Source organism: Amycolatopsis tucumanensis (genome assembly GCF_021654135.1).
In the GTDB taxonomy this organism is placed as follows: Bacteria; Actinomycetota; Actinomycetes; order Mycobacteriales; family Pseudonocardiaceae; genus Amycolatopsis_E; species Amycolatopsis_E tucumanensis.
In genome coordinates this window covers 247,223-267,170 of the sequence record NZ_JAKGSD010000002.1, presented here as the reverse complement: position 1 = coordinate 267,170, position 19,948 = coordinate 247,223, and the positions used below count along the sequence as shown (strand labels likewise).

Annotated in this window: 20 protein-coding genes and 1 riboswitch; of the genes, 7 read left to right on the top strand and 13 right to left on the bottom strand. The window is 72.0% G+C overall.

Features of this window, described 5'->3' with window-relative positions:
- The coding region (locus L2C96_RS05105) for an MFS transporter (protein ID WP_237335336.1) at positions 1–979 on the bottom strand (979 nt) is incomplete at its 3' end.
- 191 nt (positions 980–1,170) lie between these two features.
- Positions 1,171–2,913, bottom strand: coding sequence for a VanW family protein (locus tag L2C96_RS05100; RefSeq protein WP_237335335.1), 1,743 nt, complete (start codon positions 2,911–2,913; stop codon positions 1,171–1,173).
- A gap of 153 nt (positions 2,914–3,066) precedes the next feature.
- Between L2C96_RS05100 and L2C96_RS05095 the strand changes: the two genes are divergently transcribed.
- From L2C96_RS05095 to L2C96_RS05085, 3 genes are read left to right on the top strand one after another with little or no spacing between them, the layout of a single operon-like run.
- Positions 3,067–3,954, top strand: coding sequence for a helix-turn-helix domain-containing protein (locus L2C96_RS05095; RefSeq protein WP_237335334.1), 888 nt, complete (start codon positions 3,067–3,069; stop codon positions 3,952–3,954).
- A gap of 60 nt (positions 3,955–4,014) precedes the next feature.
- Positions 4,015–5,166, top strand: a complete 1,152-nt coding sequence (locus tag L2C96_RS05090) for an epoxide hydrolase family protein (RefSeq protein WP_237335333.1) — start codon at positions 4,015–4,017, stop codon at positions 5,164–5,166.
- 12 nt (positions 5,167–5,178) lie between these two features.
- Positions 5,179–5,622, top strand: a complete 444-nt coding sequence (locus L2C96_RS05085; RefSeq protein ID WP_237335332.1) for an SRPBCC family protein — start codon at positions 5,179–5,181, stop codon at positions 5,620–5,622.
- 94 nt (positions 5,623–5,716) lie between these two features.
- On the opposite strand, the gene L2C96_RS05080 is transcribed toward L2C96_RS05085, so the two are convergent.
- Positions 5,717–6,769: an NAD(P)-dependent alcohol dehydrogenase gene (locus tag L2C96_RS05080; protein WP_237335331.1), complete on the bottom strand. Its 1,053-nt coding sequence runs from the start codon at positions 6,767–6,769 to the stop codon at positions 5,717–5,719.
- A gap of 84 nt (positions 6,770–6,853) precedes the next feature.
- Here L2C96_RS05080 and L2C96_RS05075 point away from each other — a divergent pair, with 84 nt between their 5' ends.
- Positions 6,854–7,432 (top strand): TetR/AcrR family transcriptional regulator, encoded by a 579-nt coding sequence (locus L2C96_RS05075; protein ID WP_237335330.1) that lies wholly within the window; start codon positions 6,854–6,856, stop codon positions 7,430–7,432.
- 46 nt (positions 7,433–7,478) lie between these two features.
- Positions 7,479–7,919, top strand: a complete 441-nt coding sequence (locus L2C96_RS05070; RefSeq protein WP_237335329.1) for a DUF6314 family protein — start codon at positions 7,479–7,481, stop codon at positions 7,917–7,919.
- A 4-nt stretch (positions 7,920–7,923) separates the two neighbouring features.
- Here L2C96_RS05070 and L2C96_RS05065 read toward each other — a convergent pair whose 3' ends face one another.
- Positions 7,924–8,541 (bottom strand): LysE/ArgO family amino acid transporter, encoded by a 618-nt coding sequence (locus tag L2C96_RS05065; RefSeq protein ID WP_237335328.1) that lies wholly within the window; start codon positions 8,539–8,541, stop codon positions 7,924–7,926.
- Between the two features lie 69 nt (positions 8,542–8,610).
- Between L2C96_RS05065 and L2C96_RS05060 the strand changes: the two genes are divergently transcribed.
- Positions 8,611–9,510, top strand: coding sequence for a LysR family transcriptional regulator ArgP (locus tag L2C96_RS05060; RefSeq protein ID WP_020416035.1), 900 nt, complete (start codon positions 8,611–8,613; stop codon positions 9,508–9,510).
- 8 nt (positions 9,511–9,518) lie between these two features.
- Here the strand turns inward: L2C96_RS05060 and L2C96_RS05055 are convergent, their stop codons facing one another.
- The 3 genes from L2C96_RS05055 to L2C96_RS05045 are packed head-to-tail and all read right to left on the bottom strand — an operon-like array spanning position 9,519 to position 10,913.
- Positions 9,519–10,070, bottom strand: coding sequence for a maleylpyruvate isomerase family mycothiol-dependent enzyme (locus L2C96_RS05055; protein ID WP_237335327.1), 552 nt, complete (start codon positions 10,068–10,070; stop codon positions 9,519–9,521).
- A 1-nt stretch (position 10,071) separates the two neighbouring features.
- Positions 10,072–10,560: an SRPBCC family protein gene (locus L2C96_RS05050; protein WP_020416033.1), complete on the bottom strand. Its 489-nt coding sequence runs from the start codon at positions 10,558–10,560 to the stop codon at positions 10,072–10,074.
- A complete protein-coding gene (locus L2C96_RS05045) occupies positions 10,557–10,913 on the bottom strand; it encodes an ArsR/SmtB family transcription factor (RefSeq protein ID WP_237335326.1) in 357 nt (118 codons plus the stop codon). Before L2C96_RS05045 ends, L2C96_RS05050 begins: the two co-directional genes overlap by 4 nt.
- A gap of 832 nt (positions 10,914–11,745) precedes the next feature.
- Between L2C96_RS05045 and L2C96_RS05040 the strand changes: the two genes are divergently transcribed.
- Positions 11,746–12,381, top strand: a complete 636-nt coding sequence (locus L2C96_RS05040; protein WP_020416031.1) for a transglycosylase SLT domain-containing protein — start codon at positions 11,746–11,748, stop codon at positions 12,379–12,381.
- 42 nt (positions 12,382–12,423) lie between these two features.
- Here the strand turns inward: L2C96_RS05040 and atzF are convergent, their stop codons facing one another.
- The 6 genes from atzF to L2C96_RS05010 all read right to left on the bottom strand — a co-directional run bounded on the left by atzF (position 12,424) and on the right by L2C96_RS05010 (position 19,888).
- Positions 12,424–14,058 carry an allophanate hydrolase gene (gene atzF, locus L2C96_RS05035; RefSeq protein ID WP_202961383.1) on the bottom strand — a complete coding sequence of 545 codons (1,635 nt, stop codon included), beginning with the start codon at positions 14,056–14,058 and terminating at the stop codon, positions 12,424–12,426.
- Positions 14,046–16,022: a 5-oxoprolinase/urea amidolyase family protein gene (locus L2C96_RS05030; RefSeq protein ID WP_202961382.1), complete on the bottom strand. Its 1,977-nt coding sequence runs from the start codon at positions 16,020–16,022 to the stop codon at positions 14,046–14,048. The genes atzF and L2C96_RS05030 overlap by 13 nt, the downstream gene beginning before the upstream one ends.
- A 2-nt stretch (positions 16,023–16,024) precedes the next feature.
- The gene (locus L2C96_RS05025) at positions 16,025–16,642 is read right to left on the bottom strand and encodes an urea amidolyase associated protein UAAP2 (protein WP_020416028.1); all 618 of its coding nucleotides are present in this window, start codon (positions 16,640–16,642) and stop codon (positions 16,025–16,027) included.
- A complete protein-coding gene (locus L2C96_RS05020) occupies positions 16,639–17,334 on the bottom strand; it encodes an urea amidolyase associated protein UAAP1 (RefSeq protein WP_020416027.1) in 696 nt (231 codons plus the stop codon). Before L2C96_RS05020 ends, L2C96_RS05025 begins: the two co-directional genes overlap by 4 nt.
- Complete coding sequence (locus tag L2C96_RS05015) at positions 17,331–18,848, bottom strand: amino acid permease (RefSeq protein WP_020416026.1); 1,518 nt, start codon at positions 18,846–18,848, stop codon at positions 17,331–17,333. The genes L2C96_RS05020 and L2C96_RS05015 overlap by 4 nt, the downstream gene beginning before the upstream one ends.
- Positions 18,849–18,899: 51 nt before the next feature.
- A riboswitch (guanidine-I (ykkC/yxkD leader) is annotated at positions 18,900–19,009 on the bottom strand.
- A gap of 132 nt (positions 19,010–19,141) precedes the next feature.
- Positions 19,142–19,888 carry an SDR family NAD(P)-dependent oxidoreductase gene (locus L2C96_RS05010; RefSeq protein WP_020416025.1) on the bottom strand — a complete coding sequence of 249 codons (747 nt, stop codon included), beginning with the start codon at positions 19,886–19,888 and terminating at the stop codon, positions 19,142–19,144.
- Between the last annotated feature and the right edge of the window lie 60 nt (positions 19,889–19,948).

The window sequence follows — 19,948 nt, the reverse complement described above, 5'->3', positions numbered from 1 at the left end:
CGAAGCGGGCGATCAGGCGCGGCGCCACGCCGACCATCAGGATCACGATCAGCAGCGTCATCGGGAGCAGCGCCGCACCGCCGGCGAACGCGCCGTAACCCAGGACCTGCTGCAGGTACAGGTTGAGGAAGTACCACATCGGGATCCACGCGGCGCCCAGCAGCAGCTGGGCCAGGTTCGCCGCGCCCAGGTTCGGCGTGCGGAAGATGCCCAGGCGCACCAGCGGAACCCGGCGGGACCGCTGGATCACCAGGAAGATTCCCAGCAGCACGACCCCGCCGGCCAACGCGCCGAGCGTCGCCGCCGATCCCCAGCCCTGCTCGGGAGCGCGCACGATGGCGAACACGGTGAGCGCGAGGCCCGCGGTGACGGCCACCGCTCCCGCCACGTCCACCGCGCCGCGCCGCCCGGGCGTGACCGGCATGAGGACGGGTGTGGCCGCGATCGCGATCAGCGAAATCGGCACGTACAGCCAGAAGATCCACGGCCAGGACAGCCATTCGGTGATCGCGCCGCCGAGGAAGACCCCCGCGGTGCCACCGGCAGGCGCGGCCGCCCCGTAGAGCGCGAGCGCCTTCGTCAGCTCCTTCGGGCGGTCACCGAACAAGACCATCAACAGCGTCAGGGCCGACGGCGCGATCAACGCCGCCCCAGCACCCTGCAGGACCCGGCCGGTCAGCTCGATCCCGGCGGTGCCGGCCAGCGCCGCCACCACCGAGCCGCCGAGGGTGACGACCCAGCCCGCGGTGAACATCCGCCGGGCGCCGAGCAGGTCCGACAGGCGGCCGCCGAGCAGCAGCAGCCCGCCGAAGGCGACCACGTAGGCGTTGAACACCCAGGACAGGCCGTCCGGGGTGAAGCCGAGGTCGGACTGCATCTTCGGCAGCGCGACCCCGATGATCGAGGTGTCCATGATGACCATGAACTGGGCGAGCGCGAGGAACCCCAGGGCCCACCAGCGGCGGGAGTCGGTTCTCATCTCGGTCTCCTATACCTATGGGGGGTATCCGTACGACCGAGAAGTTAGCCCTGCCGAAGCGGGCTGCGCAAGTACCCCCCAGGGGTATTTGTGTGATCCAGCTCCCTTGGGTGCGCGTTCGCTCAGCCGGCGCGGCGCATCGCGGGCTCGGGGATTCCCGGCGGGCGTGGTCGTCGCGTGTTCCGCGCTGCTCAGCCCCCGCAGCGCACCGTCGGCTCGGGGTCGTACCGCACCGTCCGCGTCGTGCGGCTGATTTCCGCTCCGCTCAGGTCGCGGACGATCCGCGTGTCCGTGGTCCGGAACCCCGGCTTGCCGCGGGCAGGCTGGCACGTGCTGCCCGCCGGCTTGGTGACCGTGTGCGGGTCGACGTAGTCGCCGCGCGGGCCGGGCACCGACTCGACCGTGACGTGCCTCGTGCCCCACAACCGGACGGTGATGGACTTCGGCGTCCAGATCGTCTGGATCGCCACCCCGGTCGGGAACTCGTTGGCGAACTTCAGGTCGATGACGCTGCTGCCGTCCGGGTTCTGGAAGACCGTCGCGTCGCGGCCGGCTGGGTAGCGGCTGATGTAGTAGCTGTGCTCCTTGTGCTCGACGTCGGTCATCCCGGCGAAGTAGGCGGCGTTGTAGAGGGTGGTGGCGAACTGCGAGATCCCGCCACCCACCTCGCGCTCCGGCACGCCCTCCTCGATCACGCCGGCCTCCACGTACCCCTGCGCGGCTTCCCGCGGACCGGTGTAGCCGTTGAGGCTGAACGTTTCCCCGGGCAGCACGATCGCGCCGGACACCTTCTCGGCGACCACCCGGATGTTCACCCCGGAGTCCGGCGCGAAGTTGCCGGTGGTGAACTCGCCGATCACTTCGGTGATCCCGAGCTGCCCGGCCCGGTCGGTGGTGATCCTCGCCGGCACGGCCACGTACTGGGCATCGGTGGTCCGGTCACCGCCCGGGCGGATCGCCTCCAGCAACCCACCCAGGGTCTGGTCCCAGTCGACCGCGCGACCGTCGACCGACGGCACGACCGCGGGCCGGTCGTTGTCGAACCGCATTCGCGCGTCCTGACCCGGCTTCTCGGTCGGCGCGAGCTGATCGGCCAGAGCACCGAGCTTCGCGCGGTCGAGCCGCGGGACGAGCGTGCCGTTGTCGCCGGGCTGGAACGTCAGCGCGGCGGCTATCTGCGCGGGCTCCAGAGCGACGTCCCGACTGTCACCGCGAACCGTCGCCGGCGCGGCGACAGCGGGCAGCGCGACCTCGTCGAGCGCCGCGCGCACACCCTCGGGTGTGGTCTTCGGCGGCAGGGGGAGCACTGGAGCCTGCACGCGCTCCGCGGTGGCCCAGCCGGTGAGCAGTACCTCCTCGGCCCGTGCGGTGTCGAGCGCCTGCCCCGCCCGCGGATCGATCGGGACGGGGGTGGTCCCGTCGAACCGGATGCCGCCCTCCACCACCGGCCGGTCGACCGCCGCCCGCAGCTCGTCGAGGGTGGCGGTCAGGGCGCCCGGGTCCGCCCCGGCCACGACGGCGATCTCGCGGTCGCGGAACAGCGACACCAACCGCGTCCACGGGTTCAGTGGCTGGGCACCGGCGGCGGCCACGGTCGCCCCGGCGTCCACCCGCACCCCGGCCTCCGCGGGGACGAACGGGATCTGCCTGTCACCGGCGATCACCTGAACCGGCCGGCCGAGGCGGGGCGTCAGCTCGTCCCGCAGCTTCTGCTCGGCCGCGGCTTCGCTCATACCGCCGATCGCGACACCCGCCACCGTCGTCCCCCGGGGGACTTCACCGGAGCTCAGCGCCAGGTCGAGCACGTACAGGACAGCGAGTACGAACAGGACAGCCGCCGCGGCTATCGTCGCGGGCCTGCGCCACCACGGTTTCGGCGCGACCTCGCCGACACGCGGCAGGTACTCGGTGGGCTCGGGCGTCGAAGGAACCACCAGGTCCTAGTTGACCAAAACGCCCGGTTCAAACGCGGCAGACCGGGTGATCGATGACGACGAGCACCGGTCGCCGGCGCTGCGGGCCGGTGTGCACGGGCCGTTGACCGGCTCAACGGAAGCCGTTGGCGCCTCATCGGTAGCCTCAAGATCGTGGTGTTCGATTCCGTTCGGTTCGACCTGCAGCCCTACGCCGGTTTCGACACTGACCGCTTCGTCCGGCGGACGTTCTGCAGCTGGACGCACCTGGGCTGGCGGTCCCTGCTCGTCCAGCGGTTCGAGCACGTCCCGGTCGCCGAGGACCTCGCGCTGCCCGGCGCCGCGGACCTGCACCTCGTGCTCCCGCTGTCCGGGTGGGCGGAGATGGAGAGGAGCGCCGGCGGCAAACCCGTGCGTGTGCCCTGGATTCCGGGGCGGCTCCAGCTCGGCGTTCCGCACCAGCCGTCCCTCTCCCGCTACCGCGGGGACGAGTCGATGCGGAGCGTCCAGGTGCACCTCCCGCGCGACACCGTCGACACGGTCGCGGCGCAACTCGGTGGCACCGTGGATCACGAGGCCATGGCGGCGTCTCTCACCGAGGGGGACCCGCTGCTCGAAGCGGCCGTCCGGGCGATCGGATTTCCCGGCGAAGCGGGCGAGTTGTACGCCGAGTCCGCCGGCGCCTTCCTGACCACACACCTGCTCACCCGGCACGGACGACTGCGCACGGACCGCGCTCCGGCGCGGGAGGACACGCGGGTGCGCGCGGTCGTGGCGTTCATGCGCGAACGGCTCGCCGAGCCGGTCACGTTGACCGATCTCGCGGCCGAGGCGCACCTGTCCGTCTACCACCTCGTCCGGGTGTTCCGGAACGCGACGGGGGAGACCCCGCACCGGTTCCTCACCCGGCTGCGGATCGAGGAAGCGAAACGGCTGCTGCGGAACACCGACCTGGCGCTCGACGGGATCGCCCGGCGGTGCGGTTTCGCCGGCCCCGGCGCGCTGTCCACCGCGTTCCTGCGCCACACCGGCGTGCGTCCCTCGGTCTACCGCAATTCCTGACCGGCACACCGCAATTCCGGGGATGGGCCGGGCACGAGCGCCGGTCCTACGGTTTCCCGCATGGTGCCCGAGCCCTTCGAGATCCACGTCGCCGACCACGACCTGGCCGACCTTCGTACGCGACTGGACCACGTGCGGCTGCCCGAACCCGAGACGGTGCCGGACGCGACGCAGGGGCTCGAGCTGCGGCGGCTCACCGCACTGATCGACGAGTGGCGGCGGCACGACTGGCGCGCGACCGAAGCCCGGTGGAACGCGATCCCGCACTACCGGGTGCATCTCGACCGGCTCGGGATCGCCTTCTGGCACGTCCGTTCGCCGGAGCCGTCCGCGCTGCCGCTGCTGTTGACCCACGGCTGGCCGGGTTCCGTGCTGGAGTTCGAGCAGGTGCTCGGGCCGCTCACCGATCCGGTGGCGCACGGTGGGTCCGCGCGCGACGCCTTCCACGTGGTCGTGCCCGCGTTGCCGGGATTCGGGTTCAGCGACCGGCCGGCTGAGCCGGGGTGGCACCCGGGTCGCACCGCACGGGCGTGGGCGGAGCTGATGACGGTGCTCGGTTACCCGCGGTTCGCGGCGCACGGCGGGGACTGGGGCGCCCACGTGAGTACCGAACTGGCCCGCTGCTTCCCCGAACGCGTCGCCGGGCTGCACCTGACGATGCCGGTGGCCTCGCCCATGCCGGACGACCGCATGGCACCGACCCCGGACGAACAGCGGATGCTGGACCGCCGTGACCGGCACCTGGCCGACGGCTACGGCTTCGGGATGCTGATGGGCACGCGGCCGCAGACGATCGGCTACGCCCTGCTCGACTCACCCGCCGGACTGGCCGCCTGGCTCGGCGAAAAGTTCGCGGCCTACGCCGACGCCGACGGCGTGAGCCTGACGCAGCAGCTCGACACGATCGCGCTGTACTGGCTGACCGGGACCGGCGCGTCCAGTGCCCGGTGGTACTGGGAAGCGCTCAGGTGGGTGCCGCGCAGCGCGGAGGAGGAGAACGCACTGCCGATCACCGTGCCCACCTTCTGTTCGTTGTTCCCCGCCGAACCTTGGCCCACCGCCCGCCGTTGGGCGGAGCGGCGATACCGGGACTTGCGCACGTGGCACGACCTGGACCGCGGTGGCCACTTCCCCGGGCTGGAGCAACCCGCCCTTCTCGTGTCCGAGATCAGGGCCGCGTTCCGCGAGGTGCGCGACCGCACGACAGAATGAGGAAACCGGAGAATGCAGTCCTACGACGTCACCGCCGAGACCCCCGCGCCGCCGTCGGTGGTGTGGTCCCTGCTGCTCGACGCGCGCAGCTGGCCGACCTGGTCCGCGGTCGACGCACTGGAAGCCGGCCAGTCGGAAGGCCTGTCCGCCGATGGCCGGGACGAAGTCGGCGCGGTTCGCGCGTTCCGCACCGGGAAGGTCGTCACCAAGGAGCGGATCACCGAACTGGAACCCGGCCGCCGGTTCGCCTACGAGGGCGTGGAAAACCCGCAGCTGACCGACTACCGGGCCGCGGTCGAACTGCGGGAACTCCCCGGCGGCGGAACGCGCATCCGGTGGCACGGCACGTACCGGGCCCGGCGGGGGATGGGCTGGTTCATGCGGCGGTACCTCCGCCGTTTCATGGGCAGGATGGCGGCGGGGCTCGCCGAGCACGCGGCCACGGTGAGCCGCTAGGCCCCGTCCGGCCGAGACGCGCCGCCGTCGCCGCCGAACGTCGGCTTCTTGTCGTTCCCGGGAACGAAGACCCACCGGTCGTCCATTCGCGACCTCAGGCGGCCGGGGTGTCGAGGTCGGACATGTCCAGGACGAATCGGTAGCGGACGTCGCCGGTGGCGAGCCGGTTCAGGGCGGTTTCGACCTTGCTCGAGGGAAGGACTTCGACGTCGGCGGTGATGCCGTGCTCGGCGCAGAACTCGAGCATCTCGGCGGTCTGCCGCAGCCCACCGGTTCCGGAGGAGGTGAGCTTCTTGCGCCCGGCGCCGAGCTCCCAGAGCCGCGGGCCGGTCAGCAGGGGATTGCCCAGGACGCACAGCGTGCCGTCGAGGCCGAGCATGCCGATCAACGGCGTGAGCTCGTGGTCACCGGAGATGGTGTCGAGGATGAAGTCGAACCGGCCCGTCGCGGCCGAGACCTGGGCGTCGTCGGTGGTCACGAGCAGATCGGACGCCCCGAGGCGCCGGGCGTCGGGCTCCTTGGCCGTGCTGCGGCTGAGAACGGTGACCTCGGCGCCGAGCGCGGCGGCGAGCTTCACGGCGAGGTGCCCGAGCCCGCCGAGACCGGCGACGGCGACGCGGCTCCCGGGGCCGACGCCCGCGGCCCGCATGGGCTCCCAGACGCTGACACCGGCGCACATGAGCGGCGACGCGGCCGCGGGGTCGAGCCCGTCGGGCAGGTGGAACGCGAACTTCTCGCGCAGCACGTACTCGCGGCTGTAGGCGCCTTTCGTCGGGGTGCCGTCGACGCGGTCGGTGCCGCCGTAGGTGGTCGTCGCGCGGTTGTAGCAGTAGTTCTCCTGCCCGGCCAGGCACATGGCGCACTGGCCGCACGAGTCGACGATCGTCCCGATCGCGACCCGCTCACCGACCGCGAACCGGGTGACCGCCTCGCCGACGGCGACCACGACGCCGGTCGCCTCGTGTCCGGGGACGAGGTCCTTCTCGCCGAGCATGCCGTGGATGCGGTGCAGGTCGCTGTGGCAGACGCCGCAGTAGTCGATCCGCACGGCGATGTCGTCCGGCCGCAGGTCGCGCCGCTCGATGGTGACGCGAGTCAGTGCGTTGGTGGCGGGGTCGAGGCTCTGCCACCCGGTCGTGGTCCTCATGAGCGGTCCTTCCAGTAAAACGGAATCTCGATTCACCATAACACGATACGGAAGATGGATTCCGCTTTAGTACACTCGATGGCGATGACCCCACGGACGAACGCCTCGAACACGCGCCGCGCACCGCGCCGGGACGCCTTGCGCAACGACGAGATCGTCATCAACGCGGCGCGCGCGGTCTTCGCCGAGCAGGGACCGCAGGCGAGCATGGAGGCCATCGCGTCTCGTGCCGGCCTCGGCGTCGGCACGATCTACCGGCGGTTCGCGGGCAAGGGCGAACTCCTCGACGCCATCGCGCGGCTTTTCGTCGAGGAGATGGACCAGGCCGCCGCGGCCGCACTCGCGGACCCGGACCCCGCCGCCGCTCTCGAGCGGTTCCTCGAGTTCGTCGGGACCTTCAACGCCGAGAAACGCCGCTACGCCGCCGCACTGACCGAACGCGTCGCCGAGGACGCCGTGAGCGCGCGGACCGTGGACCGGGTCCGGCAGCTCACGCGGAAGGCGGTCGAGGCGGGGGTTCTCGCGCCGGACGTGACCGGCGACGACATCAAGGCGCTCATCGTCGCGCTCCGAGGGGTGGTCGCGGCCTCGCCGGACGGCGACGACGCAGGCTGGCGTCGCTTCCTCCGCATCCACCTCGCCGGGCTGCGCCCCGGCCGCTGACCTGGCCCTGCCCGTGACCGTCCGGGTCCTCGGGCATCCTGGTCGTATGGACAACCCGCCCAGCGATGACGAGGCGCGCCTGTTCGCGGCCCTGCCGGGGGAGTGGACCATCACCAGGAACCTCCCCGGCACCGGCCGGATGACCGGGTCGGCCCGGTTCCACCCCGCGGGGCCGGATCTGCTGCACTACCGCGAGGACGGGCAGCTCGCCCTGGACGGCGGGCAGGTCCTCGACGTCTACCGCGAGTACCAGTACCGGCTGGAGCCGGGGCAGATCCGCATCTGCTTCGCCGAGCCGGGGCCGCCGCGGACGTTGCACGTGCTCCGCCTCGACCAGGCCGCCGCGTCCGACGTGCACCTCTGCGGCCGGGACACCTACGCCGGCCACTACGAGTTCCCGGACGAAAACCGCTTCACGGTCCGGATGCGGGTCACCGGGCCGGAGAAGGACTACTCGATCGAGACGGTTTACGAGCGCGCCCGCTGAGGAGTCACAGCGCGCGGGCCAGCAGCATCGTGCCCATCACGAGCATCGTCACCGCGACCAGCACGTCCAGCGCGCGCCACGCGCCCGGCCGGGACAGCACCGGGCTGAGCAGCCGCGCGCCGTAGCCGAGGCAGGCGAACCACGCCAAACTCGCGGCCATCGCGCCGAGCCCGAAGATCCAGCGCAGGTCCCCACGGTCCGCGGCGACCGAACCGACCAGCAGCACCGTGTCGAGGTAGACGTGCGGGTTCAGCCAGGTCATCGCCAGGCAGGTGAGCACCGCAGCCCCGATCGAGCCGGCCGCGGCGCCCGTCGTCGTCAACCCGGTGGCCGCCGGGCGCAGCGCGCGCCGCCCGGCGAGGACGCCGTAGCCGATCAGGAAAGCACCGCCGGCCAGGCCGACCACGGTGAGGGCGGCCGGCCACGCGGTCACCACCGCGCCCAGCCCGGCCACCCCGAGCGCGATCAGCACCGCGTCGGACGCGGCGCAGATCGCCACGACGGCGGCCACCGCGTGCCGCCGCACGCCCTGGCGCAGGACGAACGCGTTCTGCGCGCCGATGGCCACGATGAGGGACAGGCCCGTGCCGAACCCGGCCAGACCTGCGGAGAGGACGTTCACGCAACCCACGCTAAGCAGCGGCGGACGCGCAGTACAGCTAAAGATTTTTACGTATCATTAGCGCGCGTGATGACCGAGTTGCCCATCGACCAGGTGCGGACGCTGCTCGCGGTCGTCGACGAGGGCACGTTCGACGCCGCCGCCGCGGCCCTGCACGTCACCCCGTCCGCGGTCAGCCAGCGGATCAAGACCCTGGAGCAGCGCGTCGGCCGGGTGCTGCTGATGCGCACCAAACCGGTGCGGCCGACCGAGTCCGGGCAGGTCGTCGTGCGGTTCGCACGCCAGCTCGCCGCGCTGAACCAGGACGCGCGGCGGGAACTGGGGATCGACGGCCAGCCCGGCCCCGCGCGCCTGTCCATCGCGGTGAACGCCGATTCGCTCGCGACCTGGTTCCTGCCGGCGATCACCCGGGTGCCGCGGGATCCGCCGGTGTGCTTCGAGCTGTACCGCGAGGACGAGACGCGGACCGCCGAGCTGCTGCGCGAGGGGCGGGTGATGGCGGCGGTGACCTCGTCGCCGGACCCGGTCGCCGGCTGCCTCGTGCGCCCGCTGGGGCTCGCCCGTTACCTGCCCGCGGCGAACCCGGACTTCGTGGCCCGCCACCGGTCGGGCCGGCTGCGGCGGTGGCTGCCCGGCGCACCGGTGATCGTCTTCGACCAGGCGGACGAACTGCAGGACCGCTTCGTGCGCGCACTGTCCGGTGTGGACGCCGCGGAGGACCGACACCACGTGCCCACCTCGGAGGGCTTCCGCGACGCCGTGGCGGCCGGCCTGGGCTGGGGCCTGGTCCCGGAGCCGCAGGCCCGGCCGTTGCTGGAGTCCGGCGCCCTCGTCGAACTCGAACCGGGCCTGCACTGGGACGTGCCGTTGTACTGGCAGCAGTGGAAACTGGACGTGCGCGCGCTGGCGCTCGTCGCGGACACGATCACCGCGGCGGCCGCGGAGGCGCTGCACCCGCTACCGTCCTGAGTGGACGATCAGGGGCGCCAGGTCGGGTCGCGGCCGATGAAGGCCATCAGCTGGTCCTGCGGCGAGGCGTCGTCGGCCACGGGCACCGCGGGACCGTACTGCCCGCTGTCCCGCAGGAGCTGCTCGATCGGCCGCATGGCGGCGAGCGCGGCGGCGCACCGGTCCTGGCCGAGGTCGGGTTCGCGGCCGAGCGCCTTGGCTAGGTCCCAGGTGTGCATCCAGACGTCGGCCGTGTAGAATTGGTCGATCGCCTCGTCCACGGGCTTGTCGCCGGTGTGCGGGTTGCTCAGCACGCGCCCGGCCGGGTCGTCGAGGATCGCCTGGATCTCGGCGGCGTGCTGCTTCCAGGCGGCGGCCGGGCCGGCCGCGACGTCCAGGGCGGGGAGTTCGATCCCGGCGCCCCGCAGGAACCCGCGGGACCACTCGACGAGGTGCTTCACGACGTCGAGTGCGGTCCACCCGGCGACCGGGCTGGGCCGGGTCCAGTCGCCGGGGCCCGCGGACTCGACCAGCTCGGTGAAGCGGGCCGCGTCGTGCGCGTGCTGCTGGGCAGGCGTCATCTCAGGCTCCCTTGGCGAGCAGTGCGTCGAGCTTCTCGTAGCCCTCGTTGACCCCGACGTCCATGCCGCTGGACAGGATCCCGTCGCGGGTCTCGAAGTCCTTGACCACGCTGAGCGTCGTCAGCCGCGTGCGCCCGCCCTCGAGCGCTTCGAAGGTCAGCGTTTCCAGCGCGACGCCGTCGGGTTCGCCTTCGTAGGTGAAGGTCCACACGATCCGCTCGTCCGGCCGCACCTCGTGGTAGCTGCCGAAGAACGACGCGATCTCCTCGCCGTCGCGGTCGTTGGCGAAGGCCCACTCGCCGCCGGTGCGGGCGTCCCACTTGGTGACCCTCGTGGTGACCGAGTGCGGCCCGATCCACTGCGCGAAGAGCTCGGGGTCGACGTGCGCGCGGAACACCTGCGCGGGTGGCGCGTCGAACTCGCGGACGATCTCGATCGTCGGGACCTTCTCGGCCGCGACGATGCGGGCTTCCTGCCGGGTGCTGGTCATGATGCGTCCTCCTGGGGCTGGTCCGTCTCGGACATGCGGGACAGCACGGCGTCCAGGCGCCGGTACCGTTCCTCGGCCGTGCGGCGGTAGCGCTCGATCCACTTCGTCATCAGGTCGAACACCTCCGCGTCGAGGTGGACGGGCCGCCGCTGGGCGACCTTGCTGCGTGTCACCAGGCCGGCTTCCTCCAGCACCTTCACGTGCTTGGAGATCGCCTGGAGGCTCATGTCGTACGGCTCGGCCAGCTCGCCGACGGTCGCGTCGGCGGCGGCCAGCCGGGCGACCAGGTCGCGCCGGGTCGGATCCGCGAGGGCCGCGAAGACGCGGTTGAGCTGCTCGGTCGTCTCGTCCACCTTGGTTCCTCAACTACTTGGTTGAGAAAGACAGTAGGCGCCTCGGCGGGACGTTGTCAACCAGGAGGTTGAGAAAGGCGCGCCCAGTGCCGGAGATAGCACCGGGGCTGATCACGTAGTGGCGATACATCGTGGTCGCAGGACGGGAAGTCGCCGCAGCGGACTTCGCCCGGGAATGTGCGGTCTAGCGTTCCAGATTTGCGGCGCGGTTTCGCCACTGGCGCTCGCGCGGGAATTGCGGAACGGTTCCGCGACATCGGCGACTATCGCCCCTGTCACCGGTTACGGATCGGAGCAACGCATTCAAACGGGGTGACGGGCGTCTCGCCGCGGGAGTGCCGCTCCGGGCGCCCCGCGAGCTGATCCTGAACGCCATTCACCCCGTCGCGTAACCTCCCGGGCGCCTCGAATCGGCCTCGATCGGGCCGAGTAGCAGTGGTGTTACCGAGCGGTAGAAACGTGGCCTGAGCTGCAGAAACAACGGTCCGGCAAGATCGAGCCCCACCCCCTCAAACTGTGTGCTCAGTCACCGTTTGGTGATATCTCCGTTGCGCGTTCGTAATCTGGCTGAGGCCTCGCGGGAACCTGGAAATCCCCCGTTCCGCATCCCGTGAAGCCCCCGCCGGCCTGGCCCCCGACAGGGTCGGCGTGGTTGAACGTCAAGCAAGGAGACCTCCCGTTCATGGGAAGCCACAATTCCACTAACCGTGCTCCCCGAAAGGCGGCCCTGTTTTCCCCGGACAGGTACCGCCCGCGGCACGCAGCCAAACCGAAGAACCTCGGCCGGATCAGCACGCGCACGTCCGTTTCGGCGGGCCTGCTCATGATGTCCATGGCCGGCTCCGCCAGCCCGCTCGCCATGGCGAGCACCGGCGGCGAAGCCGTTCCCCCGGCGCCCGTCGCCGGCGCTGCCCCGGTCGCCGACGCAACCCCGGCCCTCCCGGTCCTCGGGCCGCCGTCGACGTGGATCGTCACCACGCCGGCGACGGTCCTGGACATCCCCGCCGCCCCCGAGACCGCCGCCCCTGAGGCGGCCGCGACGGAGACCGTCGCCGCGGAAACCCCCGCCGCGGCGCCGGCTCCCGCCCCGGAGGTCTTCGACACCACCGGCGACGAGCTCGCCGGCTGGATCAACGAGGCCATCCGCGTCATGCGGGCGCAGGGTGTGCCGGTCGACGGCGGTGACGTGCAGGCGATCCGCACGATCATCGACAAGGAGTCGAGCGGCAACCCACAGGCCGTCAACCGCTGGGACAGCAACTGGCGCGCAGGTCACCCCTCCAAGGGGCTGATGCAGTGCATCGACTCGACCTTCAACGCGCACAAGCTCCCCGGCTACGACGACATCTTCAACCCGGTGCACAACATCATCGCCGGGGTGCGCTACACCATCAGCCGCTACGGCGGTTTCGACGGTCACCCCGGACTGAAGTCGATGCTCAAGGGCAGCGGTTACCGCGGTTACTGACGACGACGAGCGCCCGTCCACTCCGGACGGGCGCCCGTCGTGTCAGCTCGACATGTACGCCCGCCAGCCGCCGTACGCGGTGATGTCCCTGGCAGGGTCCGCGCACGCGGTGTCGGCCACGAAACCGAGCACAGTGGACCCGTCGTCGAGCGTCAACGGGCCCAGGTGCAGGGGCGGCGCGATCGTCGGCAGCAGTGCGCCGATCGCCGCCTCCGGCAGGTCCCACACCTCCAGCTCGATCCCGTCCGCCGGGCCGTCTCCCGTGTGGAGCAGCCCCGGCCGCGGGAACGGACCATCCACTGTGTACATGCGGTGGCCGGGGCCGGTGCGGGCCCGGCTGTGCAGCACCCCGCCCAGCCGCACCAGGTCGCCGTTCGCCGGCTGACCGGACAGGTGTGCGCCCGCGACGGCCAGCAGCGTGCGCGCGGAGGGTGGCGCCACGGTCTCGCCCGTCCACCGCGCGGCCAGGTCCAGCAATGGGCCGTCCGCGAACGCCGGCGCGAGCAGCTGCACCCCGAACGGCAGCCCGTCGGCGCGCGACCCGGCAGGCACGGCGACCGCGCACAGGTCGAGCAGGTTCGCCATGTTCGTGAACGTGCCCAGCCGCGTGTTGACCCCGACCGGATCGGCCGCGACCTCAGCCAGCGTGGGATGCCCCGGCGTCACCGGCAGCAGCAGCGCGTCCGCGCCGGTGAAGGCCCGCTCCGCGAGCCGCCGCAACCGGGCCAGCTCGTGCAGGCCCGCGAAGGCGTCCGCGCCCGAGTACCGGTCCGCGCCCCGCACGATGCCCCGTACCGTCGGGTCCACACCCGGCCCGTCGAGCAGGTGCCCGAACGCCGCCAGCCGCTCGGCCACGAACGCCGCCTCGTAGAGCAGCCGCGCGGCCGCCAGGAACGGCGCGACGTCCACCCGCACCACGTGCGCGACCCGCGCCGCGTGCGTGAGGGCGTCCAGCCACGCCGCTTCGTGCTCCGGATCCAGGTCGAGCGGGCCGTCCGGCGCCGCGATCACCCGCATCCGGCGCGCGACGCCCGGCGGCAGCAGCGCGGGCGCCGGCCGCGACCACGGATCGACCTCGTCGAATGCCACCAGCGCGTCCAGCACCGGCCGCGCCTCGGCGACCGTCCTGGTCAGCGTGGTGATGCAGTCCAGCGACGGGCACGCGGGCAGCAAGCCGCGCGTGGACACCAGCCCCCGGGTCGGCTTCACCCCGATCAGGCCGTTGAACGCCGCCGGGACCCGGCCGCTGCCCGCGGTGTCCGTCCCCAGGGCGAACGGCACCACCCCGAGCGCGACCGCCACCGCGCTGCCCGAACTGCTCCCGCCGCTGACGTGCGCCGGCGAGAAGACGCTGTGACACGCGCCGTAGGGGGAGCGGGTGCCGACCAGGCCGGTGGCGAACTGGTCCAGGTTGGTCTTGCCGATCGGCACCGCGCCGCGGTCCAGCAACCGCTGTACGGCGAACGCGTTCGCCGTCGCCGGCGTGTCCCGCGCCGGGCACCCGCCGGTGGTCGGCACCCCGGCGACGTCGATGTTGTCCTTCACCGCGAACGCAATCCCGGCCAGCGGGCCGTCCGTGGTGGACTGAACCCGGTCCTCGTCCAGCAGCGAGATGAACGCGGGCTGGTCCACCTCCCGCGCCGCCTTCAAGGCAACCAGCGGAGTCAACGATCCCACCTCTCCCGTTCGGCGTCGAACGCCGCCTGCCTGCGTTTGCGGAACAACGCGATCTCCTCGCGGTGCTTCGACTCCAGCTCGTCCACTTCGGACAAGGAAAACTTCGCTGGGCTCGTCTCCAACCCGGATCGTCCGGCCTTGACGTCGGCCCGCAGATCGGCCAGCTCCTCCGCGGTGACCGGGGTGAACCGCAGACGGTCGAACTGGCGCAGCAACCACGGCGGCTCGTCCGAGCCCGGCACGTGCCGCCACACCGGGACCGTCCGCCCGACCAGCTGGTAGCCACCGGGGCCTTCCATCCCGTACACGCACAGGTACGCGCCGCCGATGCCGACGGCGTTCTGCGGCGTCCACGTGCGCGCCGGGTTGTACTTCGTGGTCACCAGCCGGTGCCGCGGATCGGTCGGCAACGCCACCGGGGCGCCCAGGTAGACGTCGCCCAGCCCGATCACCACGTACGTCGCCTCACGCAGGATCCGGAACACGTCGTCGCGCACCGGCAGGTCGTTGATGCGCCGGATGAACTCGACGTTGTCCGGGCACCACGGCGCGTCCGGCCGCACCGAGCGCGTGTACCGCGCCATCGCCTCGTGCGCGGCCGGGTGATCGAACGCGATCGGCAGCGTCACCTCCCGCACGTCGAGCGTCACCCCGGCCGGATCGGGCACCGCACCGGCCAGCTCGTCGAGCAGCCCGGCCAGCCGTTCCAGCGGCAGCCGGTCCGGATCCACCTGGACCAGCAGCGAGCGCACGCCCTCCACGATCTCGGTCACCCCGCCGGTCGCCGACGCGCGCAGCGCCTGGGCGAGCAGGTGCACCCACACCCGCACGTGCAGGTCCAGCACCGCCGGCCCGGCTTCGACGAGCAGGTGGTGGTCGCCGGCTCGGCGCATCACCACCGCCGGATCCGCCCGCTCCCGCAGGAAACCGTGCTCCCGCAACAACTCCGCGCGCGGCGCGGGCAGCATCGGCGCCGGAGCGGGCGTGCCCGCGAACTCGGCCGCGACGGCTGCCCGGGGATCGGCCAACAGTGCCGCCCGCTCCGCGTTGATCGCCTCCGCTTCCGCCGGTGACACCAGCACCAGCCGCACCGGGTCGCCCGGCCGGGCCTGCGCCAGCTTCCAGCGGTCCGCGCGGATCACGGTGAACGGCACCACGAACCCGCCGAGGCTCGGGCCGTCCGGGCCGACCACGACCGGCGTGTCGCCGGACAGCATGATCCCGCCCACCGGGTAGGCGCTGTCGTGGATGTTCGACGGGTGCAGGCCCGCCTCGCCGCCGTCGCGCCGCGACCACTTCGGCGGGGGACCGGTCAGCCGCACACCCGTGCGGTCGGCGCGGTGGTCGACCGTCCACGGTGTTTCCAGCAGCTCCCGCGCGCCCTCCTCGGTGAGGTACTCGGGAGCGCCGTGTGGCCCGGCCAGCACCCGGACCGTCCACTCGGACCCGATGCGGGGCAGGATCGGTGCCACGTCCATCGGTGCGCCCAGGTTCTCGGTGCGTCCGACGGTCAGCTCGTCCCCGGCGGCGAGCGCGCGGCCGTCCAGCCCGCCGAAGCCGCCGAGCAGGAACGTGGCGCGGCTGCCGAACACCTCCGGTACCCGGATCCCGCCCGCGACCGCCAGGTACGCGCGCATCCCGGGCCCGTCGCACGGGCCGACGTCGAGCACCGACCCCGCCGCCACCGGCGTGACGATCCCCGGGCGCAGCGGACGGCCGTCCACCGTGGCCCGGTGCGTCGCACCGGTCAGGCACACCGTGGTGCGCCGGTCGAAGCGCAGCACCGGCCCGGTGACCACCGCTTCCAGGCCGGCCGCGTCCGGCGGGTTGCCCACCGCGGCGTTGGCCAGCGCGAAGGACAGGTCGTCCCACGCGCCCGAGGGCGGCACCCCGACGTCCCACATGCCGCCCCTGCCCGTCAGGTCCTGCACCGTCGTCTGCGTGCCTGGCGTCAGTACCTCCACGGTCACCACCAGCCCAGCAGCCGCACCGGCGTCGGGTTCCACCCGTTGCACGGGTTGTTCAGCTGCGGGCAGTTGCTGATCAGCACGTACAGGTCGCGCTCGGCGCGCACTTCGACATACTTGCCCGGCGCGGACAGGCCGTCCTCGAACGTCAGCCCGCCCTCGGCGGTCAGCGGCACGTTCATGAAGAAGTTGATGTTGTGCCCGAGCTGCCGCGCGCCGATGCCCACCTGCGCCCCGTAGCGCAGGAACGTCTCCCGGCAGGCGTGCTGATGACGGGTGTGCTCGCCGTACCGGACCACATTGGACTCCTGCGCGCACGCCCCGCCCAGGGTGTCGTGGCGGCCGCAGGTGTCGGCGGTGATCGTGGCCAGCACGTCCAGGTTCACCGACAGCAGGCGCGACCCGGTGGTGAGGTAGGCGCTGCCCTGCTCCCGCACGGTGTCCATCGCGCTGTAGCGGTTGTCGATGTCGGCGGCGTCGTAGAACAGGGTGTCCACGGCCTGGTTGCCGTGCAGGTCGACGATGCGGAACGTGCCGCCGGCCGGGATGGTGCCGATGTAGCCGTCACCGTCGGCGACGGTCGTGTCGAGGGCGGCTTCGGTGATCGTGCCGGTCATGCCAGCACCTCCCGGGCGGCTCGCAGGGCGCGGGCGCTTTCGTCGCGGAACGTCCACGACGGGTCGTCCTCGCCGGGTTCGGGAGCGGGCCGGACCTCGGCCAGCACGCCGCCGGGATTCCACTGTGGATCGAGCGGGTGCGGCGACGTGGACAGGACGACCAGCACGTCCATCTCCGCCCGTAGGGCCACCCAGTCGCCCGCCGACGCGTGTCCGGGCGCGAAGGTCAGCACGCCCTCGCCGGAGATCGCGACCTTGCTGAAGAAGTTGACACACGCGTGCAGGTCCGCCGGCCCGCGGCCGTGCTTGCGCAGCTCGCTCAGGAAACCGTCGCGGGCGGACCGGCGCCACGCGTTGCGATCGGCCGAATAGGACGAGGGACCGTACTGCGCGACGTCGACGGAGTGGCCGCTGAGCGCGTCGTGCCAGTCCAGGGACGACCCAGTGACCGAGCACAACGCGGTGCCGCGATCGGACATCAGCACCATCGGCGCCTGGATCCGGGCGCTCATCTGCGCTTTCAACGTGTCCGGGACGTTGAGCCGGTCCACGGGGTGGTGCGCGGCGAACAGCAGCGTCGAGCAGTTCGCGCCGTCACCGGTGGCGGTCAGCTTCAGCTCCCGGCCACCGCGGACCAGGACCGACCAGGCGGCGCCGCCGGGGATCTCGTGGGACAGCAGGACCTCGCTCACGCGGCACCCTCCAGAACCGGCGCCAGCGCGGGGCGGCGCGCCTGCACTGCGTACGCGAGCGCGCCGACGAGCAGCGTGCCGGCGAGGAACAGGGGAGCGAACCACTGCAGGTACGGGTGCCCGCCCTCGGGATCGAACACCTCGGCTCGCGGCCAGCCCAGGTTCACCGCCATCGCCGCGCCCCACACCACCGCGAGCACGTTGACGACCACACCCCAGCGGCCGAGGCTGAAATAGCCCGGTGCGGCAGGCAGCTCACCCCGCAGGCGGCGGATCAGCAGCGGCAGCGTCACCATCAGGTAGGCCAAGTAAAGCAGCATGATGCAGACGCTCGCGACGGTGGTGAACAGCGCAGGGTTGCCGATGTTGATCAGCAGCACCGCCGCCGCGACGACCGCGACCACGACCGAGGCGCGGACCGGGGTGCCGGTGCGCGGGTTGACCTTCGCCAGGCCGCCGGCGAAGGGCAGGACGCGGTCGCGGGCCATCGAGAACACCATCCGGGTGGCGGCGGTCTGGATCGCCAGCGTGCACACCGTCACCGCGATCGCGACGTCCACCAGGAAGACCCGGCCGAGCGTGTCGCCGAGGCGGCTCATCAGCACCCCGGGCAGGCCCAGTGCCGGGTCGCCGAGGCTGCCGTCGGTGACGCTGCCCGCGGCCATCAGGGTGGCCAGCAGCATGAGCGCGCCGCCGAGACCGGAGATCAGCACGGCGCGCAGGATGGTGCGCGGCGTGGTGCGGCGCGGGTTGTGCGTCTCCTCGGACAGCTCGCCCGCGCTGTCGAAGCCGACCAGCACGTAGGCGGCCATCAACCCGGACACCGCGAACGCCCACAGGTAGCTGTGGCCCTCGACGCCCTGCGTCTGCAGCACCACGCCGGGGCCGCGCTCGGCGCGGGAGAACAACGCGACGCACAACAGCGCGACACCCACCAGCTCGCAGGTGACGCCGACGCTGTTGACGACCGACATCAGGCGCACGCCGATCGCGTTGATCGCCGTGGTGACGGCCAGCAGCAGCACGCCCAGCAGGACGGCGTTGGCCGCGCCGGTGGGGGAGGTCAGCGCGGAGTCGCCGGGGATCAGCTGGAAGCCGGACCAGACCGGCGGCAGCACGACCTGGAGGGCGATCGCGGCGCCGGCGAGGGTGACCGTCTGCGCGACGATCATCAGCCAGCCCGCGGTCCAGCCCCACAGCCGCCCCCCGAGACGGCTCGACCACTGGTAGATGACGCCCGAGATCGGGTAGCGGGCCGCCAGCTCGGCGAAGCACAGCGCGACGAGCAGCTGCCCGGCCAGCACGATCGGCCAGGTCCAGAAGAACGCCGGGCCTGCGAAGGAGAAGCCGAAGAAGAACAGCTGGAAGACGGTCGTGAGGATGGAGACGAAGGAGAACCCCGCGGCGAACGACCCGTAGGACCCGATCTTGCGTTTCAGCTGCTGGCCGTAGCCGAAGCCGGAGAGGTCCCCGGCGTCGGCGTCTGGCGTGGTCTGGGGATGCGTGACGGACATACCCACCTCCGGATCATCCCCGGACCACGCACGCAGCCCGGGGCCGTGATGGCCTCCCGGGCTTTTCTCCCGCCGTGGAACGGTTCCGCATCCGGCGCGGACCGCCTGCGTCTCTCGGACCAGACCCACCCGGCGGTGGCGGAACCCTAGACGCGCCCCGCAACTGGTGCGGGTCGTGGAACAGTGCACCCGGCAGCGGTGTCACGACCGCTTCGCGGGCGTTAACGTGGTGTATCGGTGATCGCCTCGGGCGGACGGATCAGGTCATGCGGGGTTAACTTCGCGCGGTCGGGCTATGCCGCGTATCCGCCGTCGATCCGCAGCACCGCGCCGGTGACGTAGGAGGCCTGCGGGCTGGCGAGGAAGACGACGCCCGCGGCGATCTCCTCCGGCCTGCCGTACCGGCCCATCGCCGCGGTCGGGAGGAACGTGGACGCGGCCGGGCCGTCGGCGGGGTTTCCGTCGGTGTCGACGAACCCGGGCTGGACGACGTTGACCGTGATGCCCCGCTGCGCCAGATCGCGGGCCGCGCCCCGGCTGAAGCCCTCGAGGGCCGACTTCGTGCCCGTGTAGTACGCCATCCCCTGGAAACCCGCCCGGGTGGCCACGCCTGAGCTGATGCTGACGATCCGCCCGCCATCGGGCAGCAACGGCACCGCCGCCTGGACCGCGGCCACCACGCTGGTGTAGTTGACGGCGAGCTGCCGCTCGATGGCGGCCTGGTCGACGGGCTCGCTGCCCACGAGGCCGCCACCGCTCACGGCCGCGTTGTTGACCAGGATGTCCAGCTTCCCGAACTGCTCGGCCACGTGGTGGATCAAGCCCGCCGCCTGCGCCGCGTCCGCCTGGTCGGCCTGGAAAGCCGCCGCCCGCACCCCCTTCGCCTCCAGGTCGGCGACCACAGCCTTGGCCTGGTCCGCCGAGGCCGAGTAGCTGATCGCGACGTCGGCGCCCTCGTCGGCCAGCGCCAGCGCCGAGGCCGCCCCGATGCCCCGCGACCCGCCGGTCACGATCGCCACCTTGCCGTCCAGCTTTCCCATGTGTGTTTCCCAACTTTCTCGCGTGCAACGGGCCAAGGAGTTCTTGACCGCGCGGTCCAC